Genomic DNA, 22,948 nt, shown 5'->3' with positions numbered 1-22,948 from the left:
ACTGACAGCCAAAGTGGTCTTCAGAGAGCAGCTCATGATCCTCACGGACGTAACCGGTAATCCTCGCCACGATCGTTTACTCAGCCTGATCGCCGAACGTGGCTACATGAATATTGATGAACTTGCGGTGCTACTGGATGTGTCGACGCAAACGGTACGCCGCGACATTCGCAAACTCAGCGAACAGGGATTGATTACCCGTCATCATGGCGGCGCAGGCCGCGCATCCAGCGTGGTCAATACCGCCTTTGAACAGCGCGAAGTCTCACAAACCGATGAAAAACGATCTATCGCTGACGCCATCGCTGACTACATTCCTGATGGTTCCACGGTGTTTATTACGATTGGCACTACCGTGGAGCATGTGGCCCGCGCCCTGATGAACCATAAGCATCTGCGGGTTATCACCAACAGCCTGCGGGTGGCACATATTCTGTATAAATGCCCCCAGTTTGAAGTCATGGTGCCCGGCGGCACGTTGCGCCCACACAATGGTGGCATTATTGGTCCGGTGACCACGGCCTTTGTGGCCAGTTTCCGGGCGGATTATCTCGTCACCAGCATGGGCGCCATTGAGAGTGACGGTGCGCTGCTGGAATTTGACGTCAATGAGGCCAACGTTGCACAAACGATGATGGCGCATTCGCGTCATATATTGCTCGCCGCCGATCATACTAAATTCCAGGCCTCGGCCGCGGTGGAGATGGGCAGCGTGGCGCAGGCGACAGCCCTGTTCACTGATAAACTGCCGGGTACGACGCTGCAAAACCTGCTGAAAACCCATCAGGTTGAAGTGATCCTGGCTAAGCCGGGTGGCGATGAGGGGGCGGAATAATTAACCCCGGCAGTGCCGGGGTTAGCGTGTGTTTAGCGGAACTTCTTGTGGTTTTCGTTACGGATAGCAGCCAGTTTTTGCGCTTCTGCTTTGGCTTCATCCAGCTTGCCCTGTTTAGCCAGTGCATCGGCTTTATCAATCTGGGCAATCAAATCATCCATGCCTTTGTGAAAGTCTTTCATTTCCGGGCTGTCCGGTGCTTTGCCTTCCAGTTTGTCCGGGGTGCCTTTTTTGGCATCTTCGGCTTTGGCGCGCAAATCACCTAACATTTTGTGCAGCTGATCGGCGCTTTTCGCCCCATCCAGCGACTTGTAAATACCCGCCATCTCTTTCATATCGTGCTCAAGAGAAGCCGCACCGGCGGTGACATTAACAGATAACAAGGCAACAGCTAACAACGACATAAACGCTTTACGCATGCTCAGCTTCCTTTTTATTGTGAAAACGCTGCTTATAAAAAAGCGGAGGGTCGATGCCCTCCGCTTGCTATCGCCTACACAACTTAAAAGAGATTTTACTGTCCGGCAATATACATTTCGGGTAACAGAACAGAACCACACTGAATATTGCTGCGGGTTTCAATGTCATCGCCTACGGTAACAATGTTCCGCCACATATCGCCTAAGTTACCTGCAATCGTAATTTCACTTACCGGATACTGAATCTCGCCATTCTCCACCCAGAAACCGGCTGCGCCACGCGAATAATCGCCCGTGATGGCGCTGACGCCCTGTCCCATCAGTTCGGTCACGACCAGCCCGGTGCCCATCTGCTTCAGCATGTCGTTGAAGCTGTGCCCCTGACCGGCGATGCGCCAGTTATGAATGCCGCCCGCGTGACCGGTGCTGGTCAGGCCCAGCTTGCGCGCAGAATAGCTGGTCATCAACCAGGTTTGCAGCACGCCATCTTTAATGATGTCGCGGGCCTGTGTACGTACGCCTTCGCTGTCAAACGGCGTGGAGGCCAGGCCTTTTAACAGATGCGGCTGCTCCTGAATGGTCAGCCATTCAGGCAGAATCTGTTTGCCCATCGCATCCAGTAAGAATGTGGATTTACGATAGACGCTGCTGCCGCTGATGGCGCCGACCAGATGGCCGAACAGGCCGGTCGCGACTTCCGGCGCAAAAATGACCGGCGCTTTCATGGTGTCGAGCTTACGCGGTGCCAGGCGCGACAGCGTCCGGCGAGCGCACTCGGCCCCAACCCAGTCCGCGCTCTTTAAGTCCTCAATGGCGCGGCCAATGGTGTACGCATAATCACGCTCCATATTGCCGTCCTGCTCAGCAATGACGCAGCTGGACAGCGAATGACGGCTGGAACAGTAGCTTTGCAGCATGCCGTGGCTGTTACCAAAGACTTTGATACCGACATGGCTGTTAAAACTACCGCCTTCAGTATTGGTGATGCGTTTGTCTGCCTGCAATGCCGCCTGCTCTGCCTGTGCCGCCAGCTGGATAGCATAATCGGCATCGATCTCCCACGGATGGTAGAGATCCAGATCCGGTGCGTCATAAGCCAGCAGTTCGGCATCCGCCGGGCCGGCAAAGGGATCCGGCGAGGTATAGCGTGCGATATCAATCGCCGCCTGCACGGTTCGTTTAATGGCATCCGGGCTGAGATCGGTCGATGACGCACTGCCTTTACGATTTTGGTGGTAAACGGTGATGCCCAGTGCGCCATCACTGTTGAATTCGACGTTTTCCACTTCGCCGTAACGGGTACTGACACCAATACCGGTGGTCTTGCTCACCGCGACTTCCGCGCCATCCGTACTTGCTTTTGCCAGTTCAAGCGCCTGTGCAATTGCCTGTTCCAGTGCTTTTCGCTGTTCTGCAACTTGAGTTGATACGTTCATCGACCTGCCGTCTAATCTTATGGTTGAATAATTTGAGTCTATCAGAGTCAGAGAACAATTTCGCAGTCACCCGATAAACTGGTAGGATTAGCCTCTTTTTTTTGGAGCCAGATATGACTAAGCAGCCTGAAGAGTGGCTCGATGATGTGCCCGATAATCACGAAGAAGAAGATGAAAAGATTATTTGGGTTAGTAAGAGCGAAATCAAACGCGATGCTGAAGAGCTGAAACGCCTGGGGGCCGAACTGGTCGACCTGGGGAAAAACTCGCTGGATAAAATTCCGCTGGATGAGCGTTTGCGTACCGAGATTGAACTGGCGCAGCGTATTAAGAAAGAAGGCCGCCGCCGTCAGTTACAGTTAATTGGTAAGCTGCTGCGCAGCATCGACGTTGAACCGATTCGTACCGCACTGGATAAGCTTAAAAACCGCCATAACCAGCAGGTTGCGCTGTTTCACAAGCTGGAAATGCTGCGCGATCGCCTGATTGAAGAAGGCGATGAGGCGATGACCGACGTGCTTGCCCTTTATCCTCAGGCCGATCGTCAGCAACTGCGTAGCATGATTCGTAATGCACAGAAGGAAAAAGCGGGTAACAAACCGCCAAAATCTGCCCGTCAGATTTTTCAGTACCTGCGCGAATTAGCAGAAGCCGTCTGACCCTGGCGGTGATGTGCGGCTGAGCAGTGCCCAGCCGCAGGGTTTTCTCTCCCCTCGTTCGGGGAGAAAAGGATCGGCTACCGGTTAACGAGCCAGACGATCCAGCAGCTTCTGATGAATCCCACCAAAGCCCCCGTTGCTCATTACCAGGATGGAATCGCCCGGCTGCGCCGTTTTGGCGATCGTTTCTACCAGCGCATCAATATCCGCGCTGCAGTGCGCAGGCTGCATGCAGGCTTCTGCGACATCCGCGACCTGCCAGGGAATATGGCTCGGCTGGAACAGAAACACTTCGTCGGCACGCGCCAGTGACGGGGCAAGTTCATTTTTATTCACGCCCATTTTCATGGTGTTTGAACGCGGTTCGAGCACGGCCAGGATACGCGCCGTCCCGCCCACTTTGCTGCGCAGCGCGCTCAGCGTGGCAAGAATCGCGGTCGGATGATGGGCAAAATCATCATAGATCTTGATGCCGTTGACCTCGCCGCGCAGTTCCAGACGACGACGGGCATTGATAAAGCTGTCCAGTGCCTGGCTGGCATCCTCGGGTTTCACGCCAACATGACGGGCTGCCGCAATGGCCATTAAACCATTGTGCATGTTGTGTTCGCCGACCAGTGCCCAGTTCACTTCACCCACTTTGTTGCCGTCCAGCCAGACTTCCCAGTGTGAGGCGTCAGGCGTCAGTTTTTTCGCCTGCCAGTGACCGCCGTCGCCGACATGTTCCTGCTCGCTCCAGCAGCCCATCGCCATTACCTGCTTCAGGTTATGATCGTGCTCCGGCAGCAGGATCTTGCCCTGGCCCGGCACGATGCGCACCAGGTGATGGAACTGTTTCTGGATCGCCCGCAGATCGTCAAAAATATCCGCATGATCGAATTCCAGGTTATTCAGAATCAGCGTACGTGGGCAGTAATGAACGAATTTAGAGCGCTTATCGAAAAACGCGCAGTCATATTCGTCAGCCTCAATCACAAAGAATGGGCTTTTTCCTAATTTTGCTGAAACATCGAAGTTGCCGGGTACACCGCCGATAATAAAGCCCGGTTCCAGACCACACGCCTCCAGAATCCACGCTGCCATGCCTGCCGTCGTGGTTTTACCGTGCGTGCCGGCCACGGCCAGCACCCAACGGTCACGTAGCACGAAATCATGCAGCCACTGGGGACCTGAAAGGTAGGGAATGTTGCGTTCCAGAACCGCTTCCACACAGGGATTACCGCGCGTCATGGCATTGCCGATGATGACCAGGTCTGGTTGAGGATCAAGCTGACTGGCGTCATAACCCTCTGTTAATTCAATACCTTGCTGCTCAAGCAGGGTGCTCATCGGCGGATAAACATTGGCATCTGAGCCTGTCACCTGATGGCCAAGGGAGCGTGCCAGCATCGCCAGCCCGCCCATAAACGTGCCACATATCCCGAGGATGTGAATGCGCATAAAAACGTCCATAACTCAAAAGTTCGGCGCACAGTGTAACCTCGGTTGCGAGCGGAAGAAACGGATTAGGACTATGGTTTTTGAAGTTCAATCGGCTAAACTGCGTACGCATCCGTCGGCAGTGAAGTATGCCGCTGCCACTCCATCGATGATTCAGGGAATGTGTTATGAAAACGTTGGGCGAATTTATCGTCGAGAAGCAACACGACTTTCCGCACGCTACAGGTGAACTGACGGCGCTTATCTCAGCGATTAAGCTGGGTGCCAAAATTATCCACCGCGATATTAACAAAGCCGGTTTAGTGGATATCCTGGGGGCCAGCGGCGTCGAGAATGTTCAGGGTGAACAGCAGATGAAACTGGATCTGTTCGCCAACGAAAAACTCAAAGCCGCACTGAAAGCACGCGGTATCGTTGCCGGTATCGCTTCTGAAGAAGAGGACGAATTTGTCATCTTTGAGGGCGAGGAAAACGGCAAGTACGTGGTCTTGATGGATCCGCTGGATGGATCATCAAACATCGACGTTAACGTCTCTGTCGGCACCATTTTCTCAATCTATCGTCGCGTCAGTGAACCCGGCACACCGGTCGTCGAAGCGGACTTCATGCAGCCGGGCAACAAACAGGTCGCGGCCGGTTATGTGGTTTACGGTTCGTCTACCATGATGGTTTACACCACCGGTTGTGGTGTGCACGCGTTTACCTACGATCCGTCACTGGGCGTGTTCTGCCTCAGTCACGAACGGATGACGTATCCGGAAGTGGGCTACACCTATTCCATTAACGAAGGTAACTACATTCGTTTCCCGCAGGGCGTGAAAAAATACCTGAAATTCTGTCAGGAAGAGGATGTGGCAACGCACCGTCCTTACACCTCACGCTACATCGGTTCACTGGTGGCGGATTTCCATCGTAACCTGCTGAAAGGCGGCATCTACCTTTACCCCAGCACGGCCAGCCATCCGAAGGGTAAACTGCGCCTGCTGTATGAGTGCAACCCCATGGCCTTCCTGGCCGAGCAGGCGGGCGGTAAAGCCAGCGACGGGCAAAACCGTATTCTGGATATTCCCCCCGTAACGCTGCATCAGCGCTGCCCGTTCTACTGTGGCAACACCGCCATGGTGGATGACGTAGAGCGCTTCCTGGCAGAGTTCCCGGAGTGTCGTCAGGGCTAAACATAAAGGGCGCGGGTGTCGCGCCCTTATTTTGTCTTATGCCTGCTGAAGCCGGAACAGCGCCATAGCAGCCTGCAACTGCTCTGACTGCGCCTCCAGTGAATGCGTGGCGGCGGTGGCCTGCTCCACCAGCGCTGCGTTCTGCTGCGCCGCTTCATCCATCTGCGTCACCGCATGGTTGACCTGATCGATGCCACGACTTTGCTCTTCTGAAGCCATTGAAATCTCTTTCATCAGTGCCGTCACGCGCATGACTTCACCAGCGATATCATCCATGGTTTCGCCTGCACGCGTGGCCATTTCACTGCCCTCTTTCACCCGCGTTTGTGAATCGCTGATCAGCGTGCGAATCTCTTTCGCCGCGCTGGCACTGCGCTGCGCCAGGGTGCGCACCTCATTCGCGACGACGGCGAAACCGCGCCCCTGTTCACCGGCACGTGCCGCTTCCACGGCGGCGTTTAACGCCAGAATGTTGGTCTGGAAGGCAATGCCGTCGATCACGCTCAGAATATCGCCGATGCGATTGGCGCTCTCGGTGATCTCACGCATTTTTTCCATCACGTAGTTCACCACTTCCGCCCCGCGATCGGCACTGTCAGAAACGGCATTTGCCAACTGGTGAGCCTGCTGCGCGTTACTGGCGTTCAGACGAACCGTTGCGGTCAACTGTTCCATACTGGCCGCCGTTTGCTCCAGCGACGCGGCGGATTCTTCGGTACGTTGAGAAAGGTGAACGTTGCCCGCCGCCAGCTCGCGGCTGCCGCTGTCAATTTTCAGCCCGGCCTCACGCACCTTATTCACCGAGTCACGCAGAGCCTGCTGCATGCCCGCCAGCGCATTGTTAAGACGACCCAGTTCGTTGTTGCCCGCCAGCGGCAACGGTTGAGACAGATCGCCCGCCGCCACCTGCTCAAGGTGAATAATCGCATTGTTCAACGGCGTCAGTAACATGCGGCGCAGCAGCACCCAGGCCAGTACCAGCAGCAGCACGGAGAGCCCCACCGCCACGGCGATCAGCACTTTCATCATGATTTCATTGCGCTGAGCTTCAACTAACTGTGCCTGGGTAATTTCGTCGGCTTTTGCGCCAAAGGTCTCTACCGCTTTGGTGTACTTCGCCGATAAAGGCTCCAGTTTACCTTCCAGCAGTTGGTAATATTCATCGTTATACTGCTTGTCGAGCGCCTTCATCATCGGCAGGATGCCCTGATCAAGGTAATCCTTATAGCTTGATGCAATGGCATCGGCCATGATTTTGCCTTCCGCCGTCACGGTTCCGGCATCCACAAAACGTTTTAAATTGCGCTGAGAGGACTCGACATCGGCCTGCGCCGTTTTGGTGACCTGCGCGCCCTCATCCAGTAAACCAATCTCAATCTTGCGTACTGCAAGCGCAGCACTGGCACGCGCGCGCATTAAATCGGCGTTACTGCGATACAGACTGTTTAACTCAATCCCCTGAATGCGGTTAATCACATCCAGCGAGCGGTTGCCCTTGTTGATTGCCACAATGCCCATCACACTCACCGCCAACAACAGCAGTGTCATGAATGCCAGCAACGCCAGCAACCCCGTGCGTAGTGATAACTGTTTCATCTTGATCGTTTCCGTATGAGTAGTAAAAGGCGAAATAATTTCGACAACCCTTAAACGGAGAAAGTATCGGCATTGCGATTCGCAAACTTTAACGCCTGTGAATGATTAATCCCGTGCTTGCCGCTAATCTGTTAATGAAATTGAAGGTATTTTGTTAAGGAAACAAAGGGGAAATCGATGAAAAAAAGGGTAATGTTGATAGCGCTCTTGAGTTGTAAGCTTGCAGTGGCTGAGCAGTCCACGATTGATGTCACGTTAAATCAATGCCTTAATCAAGCCGATACCACGCTGGCCTTGATGCAATGTCAGGATACGGCAACCCAGCAATGGGACGCGGAAATGAACGCGCAGTACAGTGCATTGATGAAAAAATTAAGCGGAGAACCCAGAGAGAAACTGCGTATCGCCCAGCGCGCCTGGCTGCGTTACCGGGAAGCCTGGTTAGCGGTGAGCCGCAGCCAACTCAACACGCAGGGCACTCTCGGCCCCGTTGCGCTGGCCACCCAGAGCACCGCGCTGGTCCGCAATCAAACCCTACAACTGCAATCTTTAGCCACTGGCAGTTGCGCGAACCCCGACGATTGTTGATTAATGTAAACCTTTAAAGTCAGTCATAACTGTCTTCATTCATTTTCAGGGAAAAACTATGGTTGCTTACGCCTCCACGCTGATCTTGATCTGCCTTGCTGTACTGAGTTACTTCGTCCACAACACCGCCGTGACTCTGTCCATTCTGATCCTGCTGATCATCAAAATGACACCGCTGTCGCAATTCTTTCCTTATGTGGAAAAACAGGGCATTACAGTGGGCATTATTATCCTTACCGTAGCCGTAATGGCCCCGCTGGCCAGTGGTTCGCTGCCTGCGTCATCCCTGCTGAAATCCTTTGCCAACTGGCAGTCGATTGTCGCGATTTTGGTAGGCATTTTCGTGGCCTGGCTGGGCGGGCGCGGCGTGAGTTTTATGAGTGTACAGCCTTCAGTCATTGGCGGATTGCTGATAGGAACAGTAATCGGCGTGGCGTTTTTCCGTGGCGTTCCGGTAGGGCCACTGATTGCTGCGGGCATTGTATCCCTGTTTGTCACAGCCAAATAGCGTTGAGGAGCATTCTGAAACGCCAAAAAGGGGGCGTACTTTCACAGTCAGTTGGCTATAATAGCCGACACTCAACATACGACGACTGAAGGAATACCCGATGAGTTTGAACCAGGTGCCAGCAGGTAAAGACCTGCCAGAAGATATCTACGTAATTATTGAGATCCCGGCGAATGCCGATCCGATCAAATATGAAGTTGATAAAGATTCTGGAGCCCTGTTTGTGGATCGCTTTATGTCTACGGCAATGTTCTATCCATGCAACTATGGTTACATCAACAATACGCTGTCGCTGGATGGTGACCCGGTAGACGTACTGGTTCCAACACCGTACCCACTGGAGCCCGGCTCAGTGATCCGCTGCCGTCCGGTTGGCGTGTTAAAAATGACCGACGAGTCTGGCGAAGATGCCAAACTGGTTGCTGTCCCGCACACCAAACTCACCAAAGAGTACGATCACATCAAAGATGTGAACGACCTGCCAGAACTGCTGCGTGCGCAGATCACCCACTTCTTTGAGCACTACAAAGATCTGGAAAAAGGCAAATGGGTTAAGGTTGACGGCTGGGATAACGCCGAAGCAGCCAAAGCCGAGATCGTCTCGTCTTTTGAGCGTGCGGCGAAGAAGTAATTCTGCCCGGCTAACGCAGGTTTACCTGAGGTAAACCGTTAAAAAACACCGTCCAACTGGACGGTGTTTTTATTCAGACTTCCGACGCCTCATCACGCTTCAGCCAGTCTCCACTCTGGATACGCTGGCGACCCGCGACCGAACGCTGATAGACATAAAGCCAAGCACTACCAAACGGCGTCTGAATCAGATGGCGTTTGTACTCACCACCTTTGGTCCGAAGCGCATCTAACTCGGCGAGAATGGAGGCATCAATTCGGTAGACTTCGCAATATACCGTTCCTTCGCCCGTGATCACGCCAGGATAGTGACCCAGACTGTAGAGTTCATAACCCTCAATCTGGTGATCACCCAACCATTGCGCATGTGTCATCCAGTGACTGTTTCCCTGTTTGCGCCGTAAACTGCCATAGACAATTATTCGCATTACTAAAACTCAAACTGATAGAGCAAATCAAGAGCCTGATCCACACCGGACAAGGCTTCCAAATAGAGTTTGGGCATCAGTCGGTAACGTAAGGTTAACGTTGCCAGTGAATCAAAGATGCCAACCCCGTATTTTACTTGTAGACCCGGCAATACATAGCCACTGACCTGTACCTGCTGACTGTCGCCAACGCCGGTCGTATCAAGGGCAAGATTACTGACACCGAATGTCTCGCCGATTTTACCCACAACCTGCCCACTTTGTGCAACCCCTAAGCCGACTAACGCTGACGTTAACGCGTTACTGTCGCCGTCGCTATTCAGCCCCTGACCGCGTAACAGGTAAGAAAGGGCCTCCTGCTGTGACATCGCCGGATCGGAGAACACTTCCACTTTCGGCTCATCCGCCAGCCCCGTAACGCGCAATCCTGCCGTTACGCCATCCTCGGTCGCGTCCGGATTACGAATCGCTTCCAGGTTGAGATAAGGCTGGTCTGGCGGGCCCGCAAACTGCAGCTCGCCTTTACGCACGATCAAGTCCTGACCGTAAGCATGGAAACGGCCGGATGGAATATTGATCTGTCCGTTGAGTCCCAGTCCTGATTTATCCTGGACCATTTTCAGATCGCCATTCAGACGGGCTTTCAGTCCAAAGGCCGACAGACGCACATCGTTTCCAACATGAATGGTCAGGTTACTGTTAATCGGTATTGAGGCCGTTTTAGGCGCAATCGGTTTAAGGTTTTTATCCAGCATAACTTCATCAGACGATACGCCGACTGCGCTCTCAGGAACCTCCTGTACCGTGATACGTGCCCAGGGAATATCGACGCGCCCGTCAAGATTAAAGGCGGCTGGCGTGGCTTCAAATACCACATCCGGCGACACATCCATGCGCACCATTGGCGGCACCGTGACACGGACCCGGCTGCCTTTGGCGGCTACGCGCGCACGCCAGTTATCCAGCTGGCTCCAGTCCGCATCGCCGCTCAGGTTGATATTGCCCTGTGCGGTCTGTAGCAGGCCATTCAGCGTCGAACTCATGCCGTTAAACACCATGTTCAGACTGGCACTGGTCAGATCCACCGGCATGAAGTTGCCTTTCACATTCACATCTTTCAGACCCAGTTGCCCAAAAAGCTGCGGCTGCTGCACTGTGCCGCCCAGGCGCAGATCGCTGTTCAGCAGGCCTTTGATGCTCTCGCCCTGCATTAAGGCGGGATTGATCATCGCCAGCGAGATATTGCGGATATTCACATTGCCACCCAGCTCACGGCGCTGTTGCGGATCGGTAATCTGCACATTGCCATCCAGTTGGCCGTTATTGACGAGGCGAATCAGCCAGTCGAGCTGTGCACGTCCGTCCCGCAGTGCCGCATTGACATTAATTGTGTTAAACGCGATGGGCAGCGTATTGCCCTGCACATCCTGCGCGACTTTCACGTTATTACTCTTCAGCGCCAGCGTGCCGACGGGCAGCTTGCCATCCTCCATCCAGTTAACGCGGGCATCACCGCTGAACACGCCGCTCAGTTGGGTCTGGTCAGTCAGGAAGGGTTTTAGCATCGCCAGATCGAAGCGGTTTAATACCACATGAGCGTGACCGCTGGGGCCGGCTTCAATCGGTTCTGGCACACAAAGCTGCGCGTTGGGGTTTTGCCAGCAGTGCGGGCCGATTGACGCAGTCTGCTTCTGATTAACATAGTCGATCGCCATAGCGCGCGTCAGACGCCATTCTCCGACGGGCGTATTAAAACGCGTATTGTTCAGGCTGCCTTTCCATGTCTCCGTCTGGCGGTCAAAGCTACCGTTCAGCGCGAGCTGACCCGATACCGGCTCGCCCTGCACGTTAAGTTTAAGCTGATGCTGCTTTTCGTCGCCATCAGCATTGAGCGTCAACAGATTAATGTTAAGCGCATCCTGCTTCAGTTGTTCAACGCGCAACTGCAGCTTACCGGCGATCTGGTCGCTGGAGCGTACATCGCTTTTCAGCGTTACGCGCCGGACCAGCAGTTGCTGCCAACGTAAGCCAGTGGCCGTCAGATCCGCCAGCAGCTGAGGGGCTTTCAGCGAGCCGCGGGCTTTGATATCCCCTTTGACCACACCGCCCAGCCCCGGCAATGCGTTATCAAGATGGGGGGCATCCACGTTGGCATCCAGGTTCAGCGTTTCGCCCAGACTGCCTTTGATATCCAGATGATTGCGGCCCAGCGCAATCTTAATACCCGGAATATCCCACTGGTTGTAGCTGTTGCCCCGTAATGTTCCGTCCGCACTGACCGCGTTCTGTTTGACGTTACCCTTCAACATCAGTTGCGGCACACTCAGCTGCCAGCTGCCGCCATACAGGCTGCCGCGCGTAGTGATTTTACCCTCCAGTCTGGCTGGCCAGTCCGGATACTGGCGGGCGGTATTGATGCCCGCCAGCGTCAGTTCACTGCGCCAGCTGATGGCTTTGCTCCAGTCCACCAGCGCCGTCAGATCGATAGTGCCCTGTAACGCTGCCACACGCAGCTTGTCCAGGCTGAACTGTTCACTATTCCCTTTACCGTCCAGCGTAATCGTGGCAGGCGGCACCGCTTCGCCTTTCACCGCCGTGCGCAGCGACATCACGTAGTCGGTCGCCTTGCCTTTGAACTGATAGTCGAGATTGTCCGCCTGGTACTGAACCGCTCCGGTGAGCGGCCAGCGCAGTTGTGGACTGGTCAGGGTTAATGCCAGCGGAAGACCGGCAACAGCAGGCTGAGCGCGGGCATCCAGCTGCGCCCTGACCGGGCCAGAGAGGTTGAGCGCCAGCTTCAGCTCGTCACGCATCGCGCCCTGTAAGGTCAGACTCAGCTTTTCCTCTTTAACCGGATCAACATTCACATCGCCATTCAGGGCAAAATCAACGGGCCAGTTGTCTGCGAGCGTGGCCTGGCCGCTGCCGTTGAGCCTGCCGAGGTTTGAGTCCACGTCCAGCGTTTGCAGTTGTATATGGCGGTCAAGCGTTTTGGCCTTCACACGCAGCTGATTCACAACGATATCCGTATCGCCGGTAATGCGCAGTTGTTCGCCCACGATGTCCTGAACATCGATATCCAGCGGTAACTGGAAGTCCGGCAGTGTCGGTAGCAGGGGTTTGGCAAACATCGCCTGCAGCGTTTCGCCCAGCGGCTTCTCGTTTGGCTGCGGCTGCTGTACTTTCGGATCGACCACCTGCTCCTTCGCGACCGCTGCCGCTTTAGGCAGCGCAATTAACAGGCTTTGAATGTGGGTAGGATTCAGCGTTAACGCCCGCGCCTGCCAGTGTAATCCGGTGGAAAAATCCACCAGCGAAATCGCGGTATCATCGACTTTCACACTGATGTTATGCAGCCCGACGTGGCGCAGGCTGATGGGGTACGGCGTACTGAGATTGGTCGCGCTGTTATCGTCTTCGGGTGCCGCCGCCGACGGCGTCATCTTTTTACTGTCGACGACCACACTGATATCTTTTAGCGTCAGATCATCGACGCAGACCGACGAGTGCAGCAGGCAATTGAGATTTACCGCCAGATGGATATTGCCCGCGTTAACGCTGACGCCCGGCATGTCGTAACGTAGACCGCTGAGCGTAAGATTACGCCAGCCGCCATCCACTTTGTTGATGGATAATCCCGGTACCCAGCGCGACGCGCCGTTTAACACTAAATGCAGGCCCGGCGTCGTACCAATCAAAAATGCCACGCCAGCCAACAACAAGACCAAAAAAATCAGAAAGCCAGTCAGGACCTTTTTCCAGCGCTTCATAGTTCAGGCCCCAATCCTACGTAAAATTGCAAACCGTGCTCCTCCCTGTCGCCAATGGGACGCGCAATATCAAACTTAATGGGCCCCACAGGCGATGCCCAGCGCACGCCGATACCGGCACCGGTTTTAATATCGCTTTGGCTGATATCATTGACGGCCTCACCGGCGTCAACAAACACCGCACCCCACCATTTTCCGCTGACGTTGTACTGGTATTCCAGTGAACCGGTGGCCATTTTTGAGGCTCCGGTCAGTTTGCCATCACTGTCACGCGGCGAGACGTTTTTGTACTTATAGCCACGAATACTGCGGTCCCCCCGGCGAAGAAGCGCAGATCCGGCGGCACCTTATCGAAGTCGTTGGTTTCAATCCATCCCACCGTGCCGCGTGCAATAAAGCGGTTCTTTTCGCCCAGCGTACGAATCCAGACGTTTTGCGCCTGCAGGATCAGGAAATCGACATCCGATCCCCAGGTGGTATCGGACACATCGACAGAATAACGTTGCGAGTCGCCCCAGGTCGGCATCAGGCCACCGCGTGAGCGCGTGCGGTTCAGACTGACGCCGGGATAAAGCAACATCGTGGTATTGGTGACATTCCCCTGGGTAAAGTGGTCAAGGCTCCAGCGCAGATTGACGGCCCTTTGCCAGCCACTGCTGCTGTCCCAGTTACGCGATACTGCCAGCGTGCTGGTATCCGCTTTGGTGTCGTTCAGATCGGTGCGTTTGAGCCCGCCTGAAAAAGTGTAGTACTGCTCCAGCGGGCTTTTGAGTAACGGAACTTTGTAGCTGAGATCCACCTGCTGCTCAGGCGCAGAAATATAGGCACTGGCCATCATGCTGTGGCCACGGTCGTTAACCCAGGGCTTTCTCCAGGTGCCTTTCAGACGCGGCCCGACATCCGTCGAATACCCGACACCGGCTTCAACAATATTTTTTGCCCGAGGGGAAACGGCCGCATTTAACGGCAGGACTTTGGTTTTGCGTCCCTCTTTAAATTCCGGCGCGACGACCACCGACTGGAACCACCCCGTCGCCGACAGGCGGCGATTCAGTTCAGCCAAATCACGGGAACTGTAATAGTCGCCCTTTTTAAACGGCACCAGATTTTGCAAATAGGCGTCACGGATCTGTGAGCCCTGGAAGGTGACATCGCCGAAGCGGTAACGCGGTCCGCTATTGTAGTCGATATCCCAAAAGGCTTCGTGGCGCGCCACGGAAACGCCTAACTGACTTTTTTCAAATTCGCCATCGAAATAGCCGTTGCGCAGCGCCAGGTTGGTAAAGCCACTTTTGAATTTATCGTACTGACCATGATTAAGGATTGTGCCAACTTTAGGGCGGCCCTGGGCGATCCAGTTTTTATAGTCCGCATCGTTTTTCGCCTGACCGGTGACAATGATCGTACTACCGGCAATCTTTACCGGCTGGCCAGGCGTCACGCGCGCGATGAGCACCGGACGGCCACCTTGCGCAGGGGCAGGGCGTGATTCAAAGTCGATATCAGGCTCATAGTAGCCGAGCGCGCGAAGCCCTTCTTTGATAGCGGCCGATACGCGCGCGCGGAAACGGCCATCGTTGGTGACTTCGTCGCTGCTGATGGTCGACAGGCGTGCCCTGACGTTTTTTTGCAGTTCGCCGGTCAGCCCTTCAAGCTGTAGTCGAACCGGTGCCGCCCCAAAGGCGGGCGCGACGAGCAATAAGCCCGCCATGCAATAAACATAAAATCGTGGCACCTGTACTCCTGTCTCTCATGCCCGCCCCATTCCGCAGGGCGCGTGTTAATCCTTGTTGCCGTCACAATCGCAACGGCAACTTACTCATCATAGCCGCACTTTTTGCCAAAGGGCAGTCTGTAACGCGTTCTAAGTCAAATTGCGCATTATTGTCGGTAAAACGGACGCACGATACAACGACCTTGTTGTCCAGACAGGCCGCACGCCAGTAGACCGCTCTCCTGCATTACACATGCATCCTGAGCTGAAAACCTCATTATAAGCCACTGTTTGCCCTCTGGCGGCGGCCTCCTCGCTGCTGCTATAATCACCCACCGCAGGCATCCCGCCTGTCTTCATTTCTGCCCCTTTCCCCTTACAACCTTGTCGAACGGGCGCAGACATTTTTGGCACGGATAGCTCCTCTGCGTCGTACGTACAGGGAATAAGCGCCTCAACCGCACGCTGCCCAGGCCAAAAATGACAAGTGGATAACTCTTTGGATTACTTATGCTTGATAGCTTACTTGTCATTCTGCTACTGATCGTAATCAGTGCTTTTTTTTCTCTCTCCGAAATCTCGCTGGCTGCCGCCCGCAAGATTAAGCTGAAACTGCTGGCTGATGAAGGCAACGTTAACGCTCAGCGGGTCTTGAAGATGCAGGAAACGCCCGGCATGTTCTTCACCGTGGTGCAAATTGGCCTGAACGCCGTCGCCATTTTGGGTGGTATCGTCGGTGATGCGGCCTTTTCCCCGGCATTTTCCGCCCTCTTCAATCGCTTTATGTCTCACGAACTGGCCGAACAGCTCAGTTTTATCTGCTCATTCACCATCGTCACCAGCCTGTTTATTCTGTTCGCCGACTTAACCCCAAAACGGGTAGGCATGATCGCGCCAGAAACCATTGCCCTGCGGATTATCAATCCCATGCGCTTTTGTTTACTGGTGATGCGGCCGCTGGTCTGGCTGTTTAACGGCCTGGCCAACGTCTTTTTTCGCGTCTTTAAGCTGCCGATGGTACGCAAAGACGATATCACGTCCGACGATATTTACGCGGTTGTGGAAGCCGGTGCGCTGGCTGGCGTGCTGCGTAAGCAGGAACACGAACTGATTGAGAACGTGTTTGAGCTGGAATCACGCACCGTGCCCTCCTCCATGACGTCACGTGAAAATATCGTCTGGTTTGATCTGCACGAAGACGAAGTCAGCCTGAAAACAAAAATCGCTGAACATCCTCACTCGAAATTCCTGGTCTGTAATGGGGATATCGACCACATCGTTGGCTATGTCGATTCGAAAGAGCTGCTGCTGCGCGTGCTGGGCAATCAGAGCATGGCGCTGAACAGCGGCGTGCAGATTCGTTCTGCGCTGATTGTTCCGGATACCCTGACGTTGTCTGAGGCGCTGGAAAGCTTTAAAACGGCGGGCGACGACTTCGCGGTCATCATGAACGAATATGCGCTGGTGGTCGGTATCATTACGCTGAATGATGTGATGACGACGCTGATGGGCGACTTGGTGGGTCAGGGCATGGAAGAACAGATTGTTGCGCGCGATGAAAACTCCTGGCTGGTGGAAGGCGGGACGCCGATTGATGATGTTATGCGCGTGCTGGATATCGATGATTTTCCGCAGTCGGGTAACTACGAAACAATTGGCGGCTTTATGATGTATATGCTGCGTAAAATCCCGAAACGTACCGACTTTGTGAAATTTGCGGGCTACAAGTTTGAAGTGGTCGATATCGACAGTTACCGCATTGATCAGCTGCTGGTGACACGGATTGATGAACGACCGCCGATGCTGAACGTGACGAAAAGCGAAGAATAGAAACACTCAGGGCGCCATCGGCGCCCTGTTTTTTAGTTAAACTCTAGCTTGAGACGAACGACCTGGCGGTTAATTTCTGACATCACGCTCAGGTGCTGTTTGTCTTTGACCCGGGGGATCAGGACTTTACCTTTATCAAACTCAAACGCGCCCACATCCTTGATGTACAACCTTCCTTTAAACAGCGTCTTAACATATTTTGCTATCTGTAGCGGATTATAGCGCTGGAAGATTTTCATACTTCTTAACTCCTTAATTTTTAAGCACGCTTCACCGTTGCCAAATTCGGTACGGGTCCATGAAGCGCGAATGCGAGATAAACTATAGAACACTCTGCTTACTTCGCACGACCAGAAATAACTTTTTTTACCGTGCTGACAGAACATTACAGAATACTCTGTTATTTACTTTTCACTATTCAGTATAAACCTTCGTTCGTTACAGAATTGTGTGGTTGATAACAAAGCTGACAGCTTTTTGAGACAGCCGCATCATCCCTGCTTACTATTACAGTTGGATGACTAACTGGTCTGATCACTGGAGAAAATAATGAGGCGTATCACTCTGGCCGCACTGGCCTTGTCACTGCTGCTTCCTGTAAGTGCGTTGGCCCACAATCTTGAGACGGGAAAACGCGTGCCGCCCGTGGGCGTCAATGACAAAGGCGAGTTGATCCTGGCGCAGGAAAAATTCAGTTATCAAGACTGGAACAGCGCGCAACTGAACGGAAAAGTACGTGTCATACAGCACATTGCAGGCCGCTCATCGGCTAAAGAGATGAATGCAGCGTTGGTTGAGGCCATCAAGTCAGCGAAACTGCCGCACGATCGCTATCAGACCACGACTATCGTGAACACCGATGATGCCATTCCCGGTACCAGCCTGTTTGTTCGCAGCAGCATTCAGAGTAATAAAAAGCAGTATCCGTGGTCACAGTTTATCGTCGACAGCAAGGGCAATGTGCAGCACGCCTGGCAGTTGCAGCAAGGCGGATCGACCATTGTGGTGCTGGATAAAAACGGTCAGGTGAAATATGTCAAAGACGGGGCACTGACGCAGCAGGAAGTCAAAGAAGTCATTACGTTGTTAAAAACGTTGTTAAAAGCACCCTGACAGCTGAAGTCGGGAGGCGAGTGCCTCCCGTCTGACGTCAGAACAGCGATACACGGAAGCCCGGATTCAGGAAAGATTCACGCGGCGCATAATCCAGCGTTCTTCCCTGCCAGTCGTGGACGTGAGCACCTGCCGCGACAGCAACGGCATGACCCGCGCCGGTATCCCAGATATTGGTGGGTCCAAAGCGCGGATAAAGCTGGGCCTTACCTTCAGCGACCAGGCAAAATTTTAACGATGAGCCGGTTGCCACCGTCTGATGTTCCCCTAGCTGCTTCAGATACTCTTTCATCTCATCATCATCGTTGTGGGAACGACTCACCACCACCAGCGGTGGACGTGCATCCAGAACGTGAATCGGCTGCTTTTCTCCGCCCTCTTCCTTCCAGGCTTTACCTTCTGCTGCCGAGTACATCACGCCCAGCGCGGGCGCGTACACCACGCCCATGATCGGTTTGCCCTGCTCGATCAACGCAATATTGACCGTAAACTCACCATTGCGTTTGATAAACTCTTTGGTGCCGTCAAGCGGATCCACCAGCCAGTAGCGCTGCCAGTGCTGACGGACTTCCCAACCGGGCGGATCTTCCTCTGACAACACCGGAATATCCGGTGTCAGCTGTTTCAGGCCCTTAACAATCACATCATGCGCGGCCAGATCGGCTGCTGTGACGGGCGAATCGTCTGCTTTATGCGAAACATCAGCGGGAACCGAACCGTTATAGACCTGCATAATCGCGTCGCCTGCTTCACGCGCCAGTTGGCTTATTTGCTCTAACATTTGTCACCTCATGTATGCGAATGCTACGCGTTAACTGTTATGCCTGTTGGGGTACATTTTAGCAGTTTCATGCTCGCCCCTGGTTTCAGGTAAACATTTTGAATCCTTTTTCAGCTATATCAACACAATAGCCCACAATGGCAAAGACCTCTTTTCACGCCGGCCTCTGCACTGATGTGACTGAAGCGGCACCAGTCAGGCTCAAAACGTTATTTGCATCACGTTTTAATCTGCCCTTTCATCAGCCTTTTACATTACTTTTGTAGCCTTGATCTTTTAACGTTGGGAGTGAACATGGTTAAGGCGGGAATGATGTTACTGGCACTGAGCGTTTCAGTTGCAGCACAGGGAGCCACCGTGGATTTACGCGTGCTGGAAACGACCGATCTGCACAGCAATATGATGGACTTCGACTATTACAAAGATACGCCCACAGAAAAATATGGTCTGGTGCGCACTGCGTCCCTGATCCATGCCGCGCGTCAGGAAGTCACGAACAGCGTGCTGGTGGACAATGGCGATCTGATTCAGGGTAGCCCGTTAGGCGACTATATGGCTGCGAAAGGGCTCAAACAGGGTGAAGTCCATCCCGTCTATAAGGCGATGAATACGCTGGATTACAGCGCGGGCACGCTGGGCAATCATGAATTCAATTATGGTCTGCCCTATCTGCAAAAAGCCCTGGCGGGCGCGCATTTTCCTTACGTCAATGCCAACGTCATCGATCTGAAGAGCGGTAAGCCACTGTTTACGCCTTATCTGATTAAACCCACCACAGTGACCGATCGCGACGGCAACACGCAGACGGTGAACATCGGCTATATCGGCTTTGTCCCGCCGCAGATTATGGTGTGGGATAAAGGCAACCTGCAGGGCAAAGTGCGGGTGGACGATATTACAGAAACCGCCCGGCGCTACGTGCCCGAAATGCGCGCTAAAGGAGCGGACGTGGTTGTCGTATTAGCCCATTCAGGGTTAAGCAGCGAGCCGTATCAGGCGATGGCAGAAAACTCGGTTTATTACCTCAGCGAAGTTCCGGGCATCAGTGCCATTATGTTTGGTCATGCGCATGCCGTATTCCCGGGGAAAGAGTTTGCGGGGATCAAAGGTGCAGACATTGAGAAAGGAACATTAAACGGTGTGCCTGCGGTCATGCCCGGCATGTGGGGCGATCATCTTGGTGTGGTGGATCTGGTGCTGAGCAAGGAAGGCGATCACTGGCAGGTGACAAGCGGTACCGCGCAGGCGCGTCCGATCTACGATATCGCGCATAAAACTGCGCTGGCTGCTGAAGATCCTGCACTGGTTAAGGTTCTGAAAGACGATCATGATGCTACCCGCACCTTTGTCGCCCAGCCTATCGGAAAATCTGCGGATGTGATGTACAGCTATCTGTCGCTGGTGCAGGACGATCCTACTGTGCAAATTGTGAATAACGCCCAGCGCGCCTACGTCGAGCATTTTATCCAGGGCGATCCCGATCTGGCGCACTTGCCGGTACTGTCTGCCGCCGCGCCGTTTAAAGCCGGGGGACGTAAAAACGATCCTGCCAGCTATGCGGAAGTTGAGAAAGGCAACCTGACCTTCCGCAACGCAGCCGATCTCTATCTGTATCCGAATACGCTGGTGGTGATGAAAGTCAGCGGCGAGCAGGTGAAAGACTGGCTGGAGTGCTCTGCGGGTCAGTTTAACCAAATCGATCCGACCAGTCGCCGCACACAGCCGCTGATCAACTGGAATTTCCGCACCTATAACTTCGATGTGATTGACGGCGTGAGCTATCAGATTGATGTCACACAACCCGCCCGTTACGACGAAGAGTGCAACCTGATCCATCCGGATGCGTCACGCATTAAAGATCTTCGCTGGCAGGGAAAACCCATCGATCTTAAGGCGACCTTCCTGGTGGCAACCAATAACTACCGGGCCTACGCGGGCAAGTTTGCCGGAACGGGCGACAAATACATTGCCTTTGCCTCGCCTGATGAAAACCGCGCGATTCTGGCGGCGTATATCAGTGCCGAAACCAAAAAGCACGGTGAAGTGCGCCCACAGGCGGATAATAACTGGCGACTGGCTGCAATACCTGCCGCGCAGCCTCTTGATATTCGCTTTGAAACCGCACCCGGCGATAAAGCCACACACTTTATTCAGCAGCATGCGCAATATCCCATGAAGGCGACAGGGAATGACGAGACGGGATTCGCTCTCTGGCAGGTAAACTTACAGCAGTAGAGGGGTAAGGGCGGCATCGAACCGCCCTTTATCCTTACAGGATTTCCAGCAGCTCAACTTCAAAAATCAGGGTGCTGAATGGCGGGATGGACGCGCCCGCTCCACGCTCGCCGTAGGCGAGGTTGTGGGGAATCACCAGTTCCCACTTCGAGCCAACCGGCATCAGCGTCAGCGCTTCGATCCAGCCCGCAATCACGCCGGTTACCGGGAATTCCGCCGGCTCGCCACGTGCAACAGAGCTGTCAAACACCGTGCCGTCGATCAGTTTACCGGTGTAATGCACGCGTACGCGGTCCTGGCGCGAAGGAATCGGGCCTTCGCCCTGCGTAATCACGCTGAACTGTAAACCTGACTCGGTGCTGCTGACGCCTTCACGCTGAGCATGGTCCTGCAGGAAAGCCTGGCCTTCTGCGGCCATGGCTTCCACGCGCTCACGACGCACGCTTTCCGCACGCTCATGTACTTCACGCAGGGCGCGATGTACCACATCGACAGGCACCGCAGGTGAGTTCCCTTCCAGCGCGTCGCGCAGGCCCGCGAGCAGTGCTTCTGGCTGCAGCCCCTGCAGACCAGATTCCAGCAGCTGCTGGCCAACCTGTAAACCAATACCGTAACTTGCTTGTGCTTCGACGCTGTCGAAAGAAGGGGTAGTCATCTTCGTTCCTTTCACTCTCGGATATAGTAAGACGGGCAGCATAACAGCGCAGGCCGCTGGCGTAAAATCCGCAGCGCTACAGATGACTTTTGTCGGCGAAAGAGAAACAATACGCAGGTCAAATTTACCAATGCTGGCAGGCACTTCGCGTCCACATTGCCCATACTGTATAAGTGACAAGTTCCCCCTTGTCAGTGGCACTATAAGAAAGAGAGAGAATATGGGCCAGATAGCCCCTCGTCGCCGCAGGACGCATGCACTGCGTATTTTAACCCGGTTACAGAACTTACTGCCGCAACGAACGCGGTCGCAAGGTGCCGGAGCGGAGGAACCCGATATGACTTCAGACGTCCCGTCTCGCCTGCCCAACTGGCTGTATCGCCTCTGGCATTTTACAGACGATATTCGCTGGATGGACCCGCTCCCGGCTTTCCACCGTCGGGGGATCGTCATTGCCGTCATCATACTGCTGCTGGCCTTTCTCTGGCCCTCCAGTACGCCGCAGTATCCGGTCGAACGGCCTGTGACACCCTCGGCCGAAAAAGACGTGCCGATGCAGGCGGATATCTACGATAACAAACCGTCTCGCTCCTCTGCCCAATCCGAACCGAAGGCGGACACGCAGGGTGACTGGCACAGCTACCAGATTGCCGCCGGACAAACGCTGGCACAGCTGTTCCGCGACAATAATCTGCCGGTCAATGATGTGTTTGCCATGGCACGCGTTGAGGGCAACGATCAGCCGCTCAGTACGCTGAAGCAGGGGCAGCAGGTGAAGATCCGTCGCGATGCGAATGGCGTCGTTACAGGCTTAACGCTGGAAGGCGCTAACGGTCCCGTCCTGTTTACCCGCCAGCCGGACGGCAGCTTTTTACGTGTAGAATAAGTCCTCCCCGGTGGCGGTCCGTCGCCGGTTGCGCCCTTCATGGCCGTCATTTTATTTGCCCGCCCGGTTTCCGGGCAGACCAACCGCAACGCAAGCGGATAGCCGCGTCAGCACAGATGACGGAGCGTGGTCGCTGATGTCGCGTCGTCACCCTGATGCGCTGAGGGTTTAGCCGCACATATCATCGTCACCTTTTAATCGGCAAACAGCGCGTTGATCGCATGAGGATCGGGTTGTCCGGTACGCCTTT

Annotated in this window: 19 protein-coding genes and 1 pseudogene; 10 read left to right on the top strand and 10 right to left on the bottom strand. The window is 54.3% G+C overall.

Features of this window, described 5'->3' with window-relative positions:
• Positions 1-34 precede the first annotated feature (34 nt).
• Positions 35-835, top strand: a complete 801-nt coding sequence (locus tag GC087_RS02870; protein WP_324030564.1) for a DeoR/GlpR family DNA-binding transcription regulator — start codon at positions 35-37, stop codon at positions 833-835.
• A gap of 32 nt (positions 836-867) precedes the next feature.
• Here the strand turns inward: GC087_RS02870 and cybC are convergent, their stop codons facing one another.
• On the bottom strand, positions 868-1,254 hold the full coding sequence (gene cybC / locus GC087_RS02865; RefSeq protein ID WP_006118342.1) for a cytochrome b562: 387 nt from the start codon (positions 1,252-1,254) through the stop codon (positions 868-870).
• Positions 1,255-1,349: 95 nt separating this feature from the next.
• Entirely contained in the window at positions 1,350-2,690 is a 1,341-nt protein-coding gene (pmbA, locus tag GC087_RS02860; RefSeq protein WP_006118343.1) for a metalloprotease PmbA, read from the bottom strand.
• Between the two features lie 113 nt (positions 2,691-2,803).
• Here pmbA and yjgA point away from each other — a divergent pair, with 113 nt between their 5' ends.
• On the top strand, positions 2,804-3,349 hold the full coding sequence (yjgA, locus tag GC087_RS02855) for a ribosome biogenesis factor YjgA (protein WP_324029568.1): 546 nt from the start codon (positions 2,804-2,806) through the stop codon (positions 3,347-3,349).
• 84 nt (positions 3,350-3,433) lie between these two features.
• Here the strand turns inward: yjgA and mpl are convergent, their stop codons facing one another.
• Complete coding sequence (mpl, locus tag GC087_RS02850) at positions 3,434-4,789, bottom strand: UDP-N-acetylmuramate:L-alanyl-gamma-D-glutamyl-meso-diaminopimelate ligase (protein ID WP_033740016.1); 1,356 nt, start codon at positions 4,787-4,789, stop codon at positions 3,434-3,436.
• A gap of 167 nt (positions 4,790-4,956) precedes the next feature.
• Between mpl and fbp the strand changes: the two genes are divergently transcribed.
• Positions 4,957-5,964, top strand: coding sequence for a class 1 fructose-bisphosphatase (gene fbp / locus GC087_RS02845; RefSeq protein WP_006118345.1), 1,008 nt, complete (start codon positions 4,957-4,959; stop codon positions 5,962-5,964).
• Positions 5,965-6,000: 36 nt separating this feature from the next.
• On the opposite strand, the gene GC087_RS02840 is transcribed toward fbp, so the two are convergent.
• Complete coding sequence (locus GC087_RS02840; RefSeq protein ID WP_039341822.1) at positions 6,001-7,560, bottom strand: methyl-accepting chemotaxis protein; 1,560 nt, start codon at positions 7,558-7,560, stop codon at positions 6,001-6,003.
• Positions 7,561-7,737: 177 nt separating this feature from the next.
• On the opposite strand from GC087_RS02840, the gene GC087_RS02835 reads away from it, so the two are divergent.
• The 3 genes from GC087_RS02835 (at position 7,738) to ppa (ending at position 9,287) form a co-directional block, all read left to right on the top strand.
• Positions 7,738-8,148, top strand: coding sequence for a lysozyme inhibitor LprI family protein (locus GC087_RS02835; protein ID WP_058708628.1), 411 nt, complete (start codon positions 7,738-7,740; stop codon positions 8,146-8,148).
• Between the two features lie 58 nt (positions 8,149-8,206).
• Positions 8,207-8,656, top strand: coding sequence for a DUF441 domain-containing protein (locus tag GC087_RS02830; protein ID WP_039341815.1), 450 nt, complete (start codon positions 8,207-8,209; stop codon positions 8,654-8,656).
• 100 nt (positions 8,657-8,756) lie between these two features.
• On the top strand, positions 8,757-9,287 hold the full coding sequence (ppa, locus tag GC087_RS02825; RefSeq protein ID WP_006118350.1) for an inorganic diphosphatase: 531 nt from the start codon (positions 8,757-8,759) through the stop codon (positions 9,285-9,287).
• A gap of 73 nt (positions 9,288-9,360) precedes the next feature.
• Here ppa and GC087_RS02820 read toward each other — a convergent pair whose 3' ends face one another.
• The 3 genes and pseudogenes from GC087_RS02820 to tamA all read right to left on the bottom strand — a co-directional run bounded on the left by GC087_RS02820 (position 9,361) and on the right by tamA (position 15,195).
• On the bottom strand, positions 9,361-9,714 hold the full coding sequence (locus GC087_RS02820; RefSeq protein ID WP_006118351.1) for a gamma-glutamylcyclotransferase family protein: 354 nt from the start codon (positions 9,712-9,714) through the stop codon (positions 9,361-9,363).
• A gap of 2 nt (positions 9,715-9,716) precedes the next feature.
• The gene (tamB, locus tag GC087_RS02815; RefSeq protein ID WP_324029567.1) at positions 9,717-13,484 is read right to left on the bottom strand and encodes an autotransporter assembly complex protein TamB; all 3,768 of its coding nucleotides are present in this window, start codon (positions 13,482-13,484) and stop codon (positions 9,717-9,719) included.
• Positions 13,481-15,195: pseudogene (gene tamA, locus GC087_RS02810) on the bottom strand (autotransporter assembly complex protein TamA). Before tamA ends, tamB begins: the two are co-directional and overlap by 4 nt.
• Positions 15,196-15,708: 513 nt before the next feature.
• On the opposite strand from tamA, the gene GC087_RS02805 reads away from it, so the two are divergent.
• Positions 15,709-17,028: a polyamine export protein PaeA gene (locus tag GC087_RS02805; protein ID WP_033740022.1), complete on the top strand. Its 1,320-nt coding sequence runs from the start codon at positions 15,709-15,711 to the stop codon at positions 17,026-17,028.
• Positions 17,029-17,060: 32 nt separating this feature from the next.
• Here GC087_RS02805 and GC087_RS02800 read toward each other — a convergent pair whose 3' ends face one another.
• Entirely contained in the window at positions 17,061-17,267 is a 207-nt protein-coding gene (locus tag GC087_RS02800; protein WP_003855513.1) for a stringent response modulator YtfK, read from the bottom strand.
• Between the two features lie 310 nt (positions 17,268-17,577).
• Between GC087_RS02800 and GC087_RS02795 the strand changes: the two genes are divergently transcribed.
• Positions 17,578-18,141 carry a YtfJ family protein gene (locus GC087_RS02795; RefSeq protein WP_205955720.1) on the top strand — a complete coding sequence of 188 codons (564 nt, stop codon included), beginning with the start codon at positions 17,578-17,580 and terminating at the stop codon, positions 18,139-18,141.
• Positions 18,142-18,178: 37 nt separating this feature from the next.
• Here the strand turns inward: GC087_RS02795 and cysQ are convergent, their stop codons facing one another.
• On the bottom strand, positions 18,179-18,922 hold the full coding sequence (gene cysQ / locus GC087_RS02790; RefSeq protein WP_033740024.1) for a 3'(2'),5'-bisphosphate nucleotidase CysQ: 744 nt from the start codon (positions 18,920-18,922) through the stop codon (positions 18,179-18,181).
• A gap of 294 nt (positions 18,923-19,216) precedes the next feature.
• Here cysQ and GC087_RS02785 point away from each other — a divergent pair, with 294 nt between their 5' ends.
• Complete coding sequence (locus GC087_RS02785) at positions 19,217-21,157, top strand: bifunctional 2',3'-cyclic-nucleotide 2'-phosphodiesterase/3'-nucleotidase (protein ID WP_324029565.1); 1,941 nt, start codon at positions 19,217-19,219, stop codon at positions 21,155-21,157.
• Between the two features lie 34 nt (positions 21,158-21,191).
• Here the strand turns inward: GC087_RS02785 and fklB are convergent, their stop codons facing one another.
• The gene (fklB, locus tag GC087_RS02780) at positions 21,192-21,812 is read right to left on the bottom strand and encodes a BamJ family beta-barrel-assembly machinery protein (protein ID WP_006118358.1); all 621 of its coding nucleotides are present in this window, start codon (positions 21,810-21,812) and stop codon (positions 21,192-21,194) included.
• Between the two features lie 220 nt (positions 21,813-22,032).
• On the opposite strand from fklB, the gene GC087_RS02775 reads away from it, so the two are divergent.
• On the top strand, positions 22,033-22,698 hold the full coding sequence (locus GC087_RS02775) for an OapA family protein (RefSeq protein ID WP_158281346.1): 666 nt from the start codon (positions 22,033-22,035) through the stop codon (positions 22,696-22,698).
• Positions 22,699-22,948 lie beyond the last annotated feature (250 nt).

It is taken from the genome of Pantoea sp. JZ2 (genome assembly GCF_035191405.1).
Classification (GTDB): Bacteria; Pseudomonadota; Gammaproteobacteria; order Enterobacterales; family Enterobacteriaceae; genus Pantoea; species Pantoea stewartii.
This window is presented reverse-complemented; position numbering and strand designations above follow the sequence as displayed.

What these genes read in the sequence shown, in the direction of transcription:
- GC087_RS02870 (WP_324030564.1), top strand. Translation starts at nt 35, where the DNA reads ATGATCCTCACGGACGTAACCGGTAATCCTCGCCACGATCGTTTACTC.
- cybC (WP_006118342.1), bottom strand. Translation starts at nt 1,254, where the DNA reads ATGCGTAAAGCGTTTATGTCGTTGTTAGCTGTTGCCTTGTTATCTGTT.
- pmbA (WP_006118343.1), bottom strand. Translation starts at nt 2,690, where the DNA reads ATGAACGTATCAACTCAAGTTGCAGAACAGCGAAAAGCACTGGAACAG.
- yjgA (WP_324029568.1), top strand. Translation starts at nt 2,804, where the DNA reads ATGACTAAGCAGCCTGAAGAGTGGCTCGATGATGTGCCCGATAATCAC.
- mpl (WP_033740016.1), bottom strand. Translation starts at nt 4,789, where the DNA reads ATGCGCATTCACATCCTCGGGATATGTGGCACGTTTATGGGCGGGCTG.
- fbp (WP_006118345.1), top strand. Translation starts at nt 4,957, where the DNA reads ATGAAAACGTTGGGCGAATTTATCGTCGAGAAGCAACACGACTTTCCG.
- GC087_RS02840 (WP_039341822.1), bottom strand. Translation starts at nt 7,560, where the DNA reads ATGAAACAGTTATCACTACGCACGGGGTTGCTGGCGTTGCTGGCATTC.
- GC087_RS02835 (WP_058708628.1), top strand. Translation starts at nt 7,738, where the DNA reads ATGAAAAAAAGGGTAATGTTGATAGCGCTCTTGAGTTGTAAGCTTGCA.
- GC087_RS02830 (WP_039341815.1), top strand. Translation starts at nt 8,207, where the DNA reads ATGGTTGCTTACGCCTCCACGCTGATCTTGATCTGCCTTGCTGTACTG.
- ppa (WP_006118350.1), top strand. Translation starts at nt 8,757, where the DNA reads ATGAGTTTGAACCAGGTGCCAGCAGGTAAAGACCTGCCAGAAGATATC.
- GC087_RS02820 (WP_006118351.1), bottom strand. Translation starts at nt 9,714, where the DNA reads ATGCGAATAATTGTCTATGGCAGTTTACGGCGCAAACAGGGAAACAGT.
- tamB (WP_324029567.1), bottom strand. Translation starts at nt 13,484, where the DNA reads ATGAAGCGCTGGAAAAAGGTCCTGACTGGCTTTCTGATTTTTTTGGTC.
- GC087_RS02805 (WP_033740022.1), top strand. Translation starts at nt 15,709, where the DNA reads ATGCTTGATAGCTTACTTGTCATTCTGCTACTGATCGTAATCAGTGCT.
- GC087_RS02800 (WP_003855513.1), bottom strand. Translation starts at nt 17,267, where the DNA reads ATGAAAATCTTCCAGCGCTATAATCCGCTACAGATAGCAAAATATGTT.
- GC087_RS02795 (WP_205955720.1), top strand. Translation starts at nt 17,578, where the DNA reads ATGAGGCGTATCACTCTGGCCGCACTGGCCTTGTCACTGCTGCTTCCT.
- cysQ (WP_033740024.1), bottom strand. Translation starts at nt 18,922, where the DNA reads ATGTTAGAGCAAATAAGCCAACTGGCGCGTGAAGCAGGCGACGCGATT.
- GC087_RS02785 (WP_324029565.1), top strand. Translation starts at nt 19,217, where the DNA reads ATGGTTAAGGCGGGAATGATGTTACTGGCACTGAGCGTTTCAGTTGCA.
- fklB (WP_006118358.1), bottom strand. Translation starts at nt 21,812, where the DNA reads ATGACTACCCCTTCTTTCGACAGCGTCGAAGCACAAGCAAGTTACGGT.
- GC087_RS02775 (WP_158281346.1), top strand. Translation starts at nt 22,033, where the DNA reads ATGGGCCAGATAGCCCCTCGTCGCCGCAGGACGCATGCACTGCGTATT.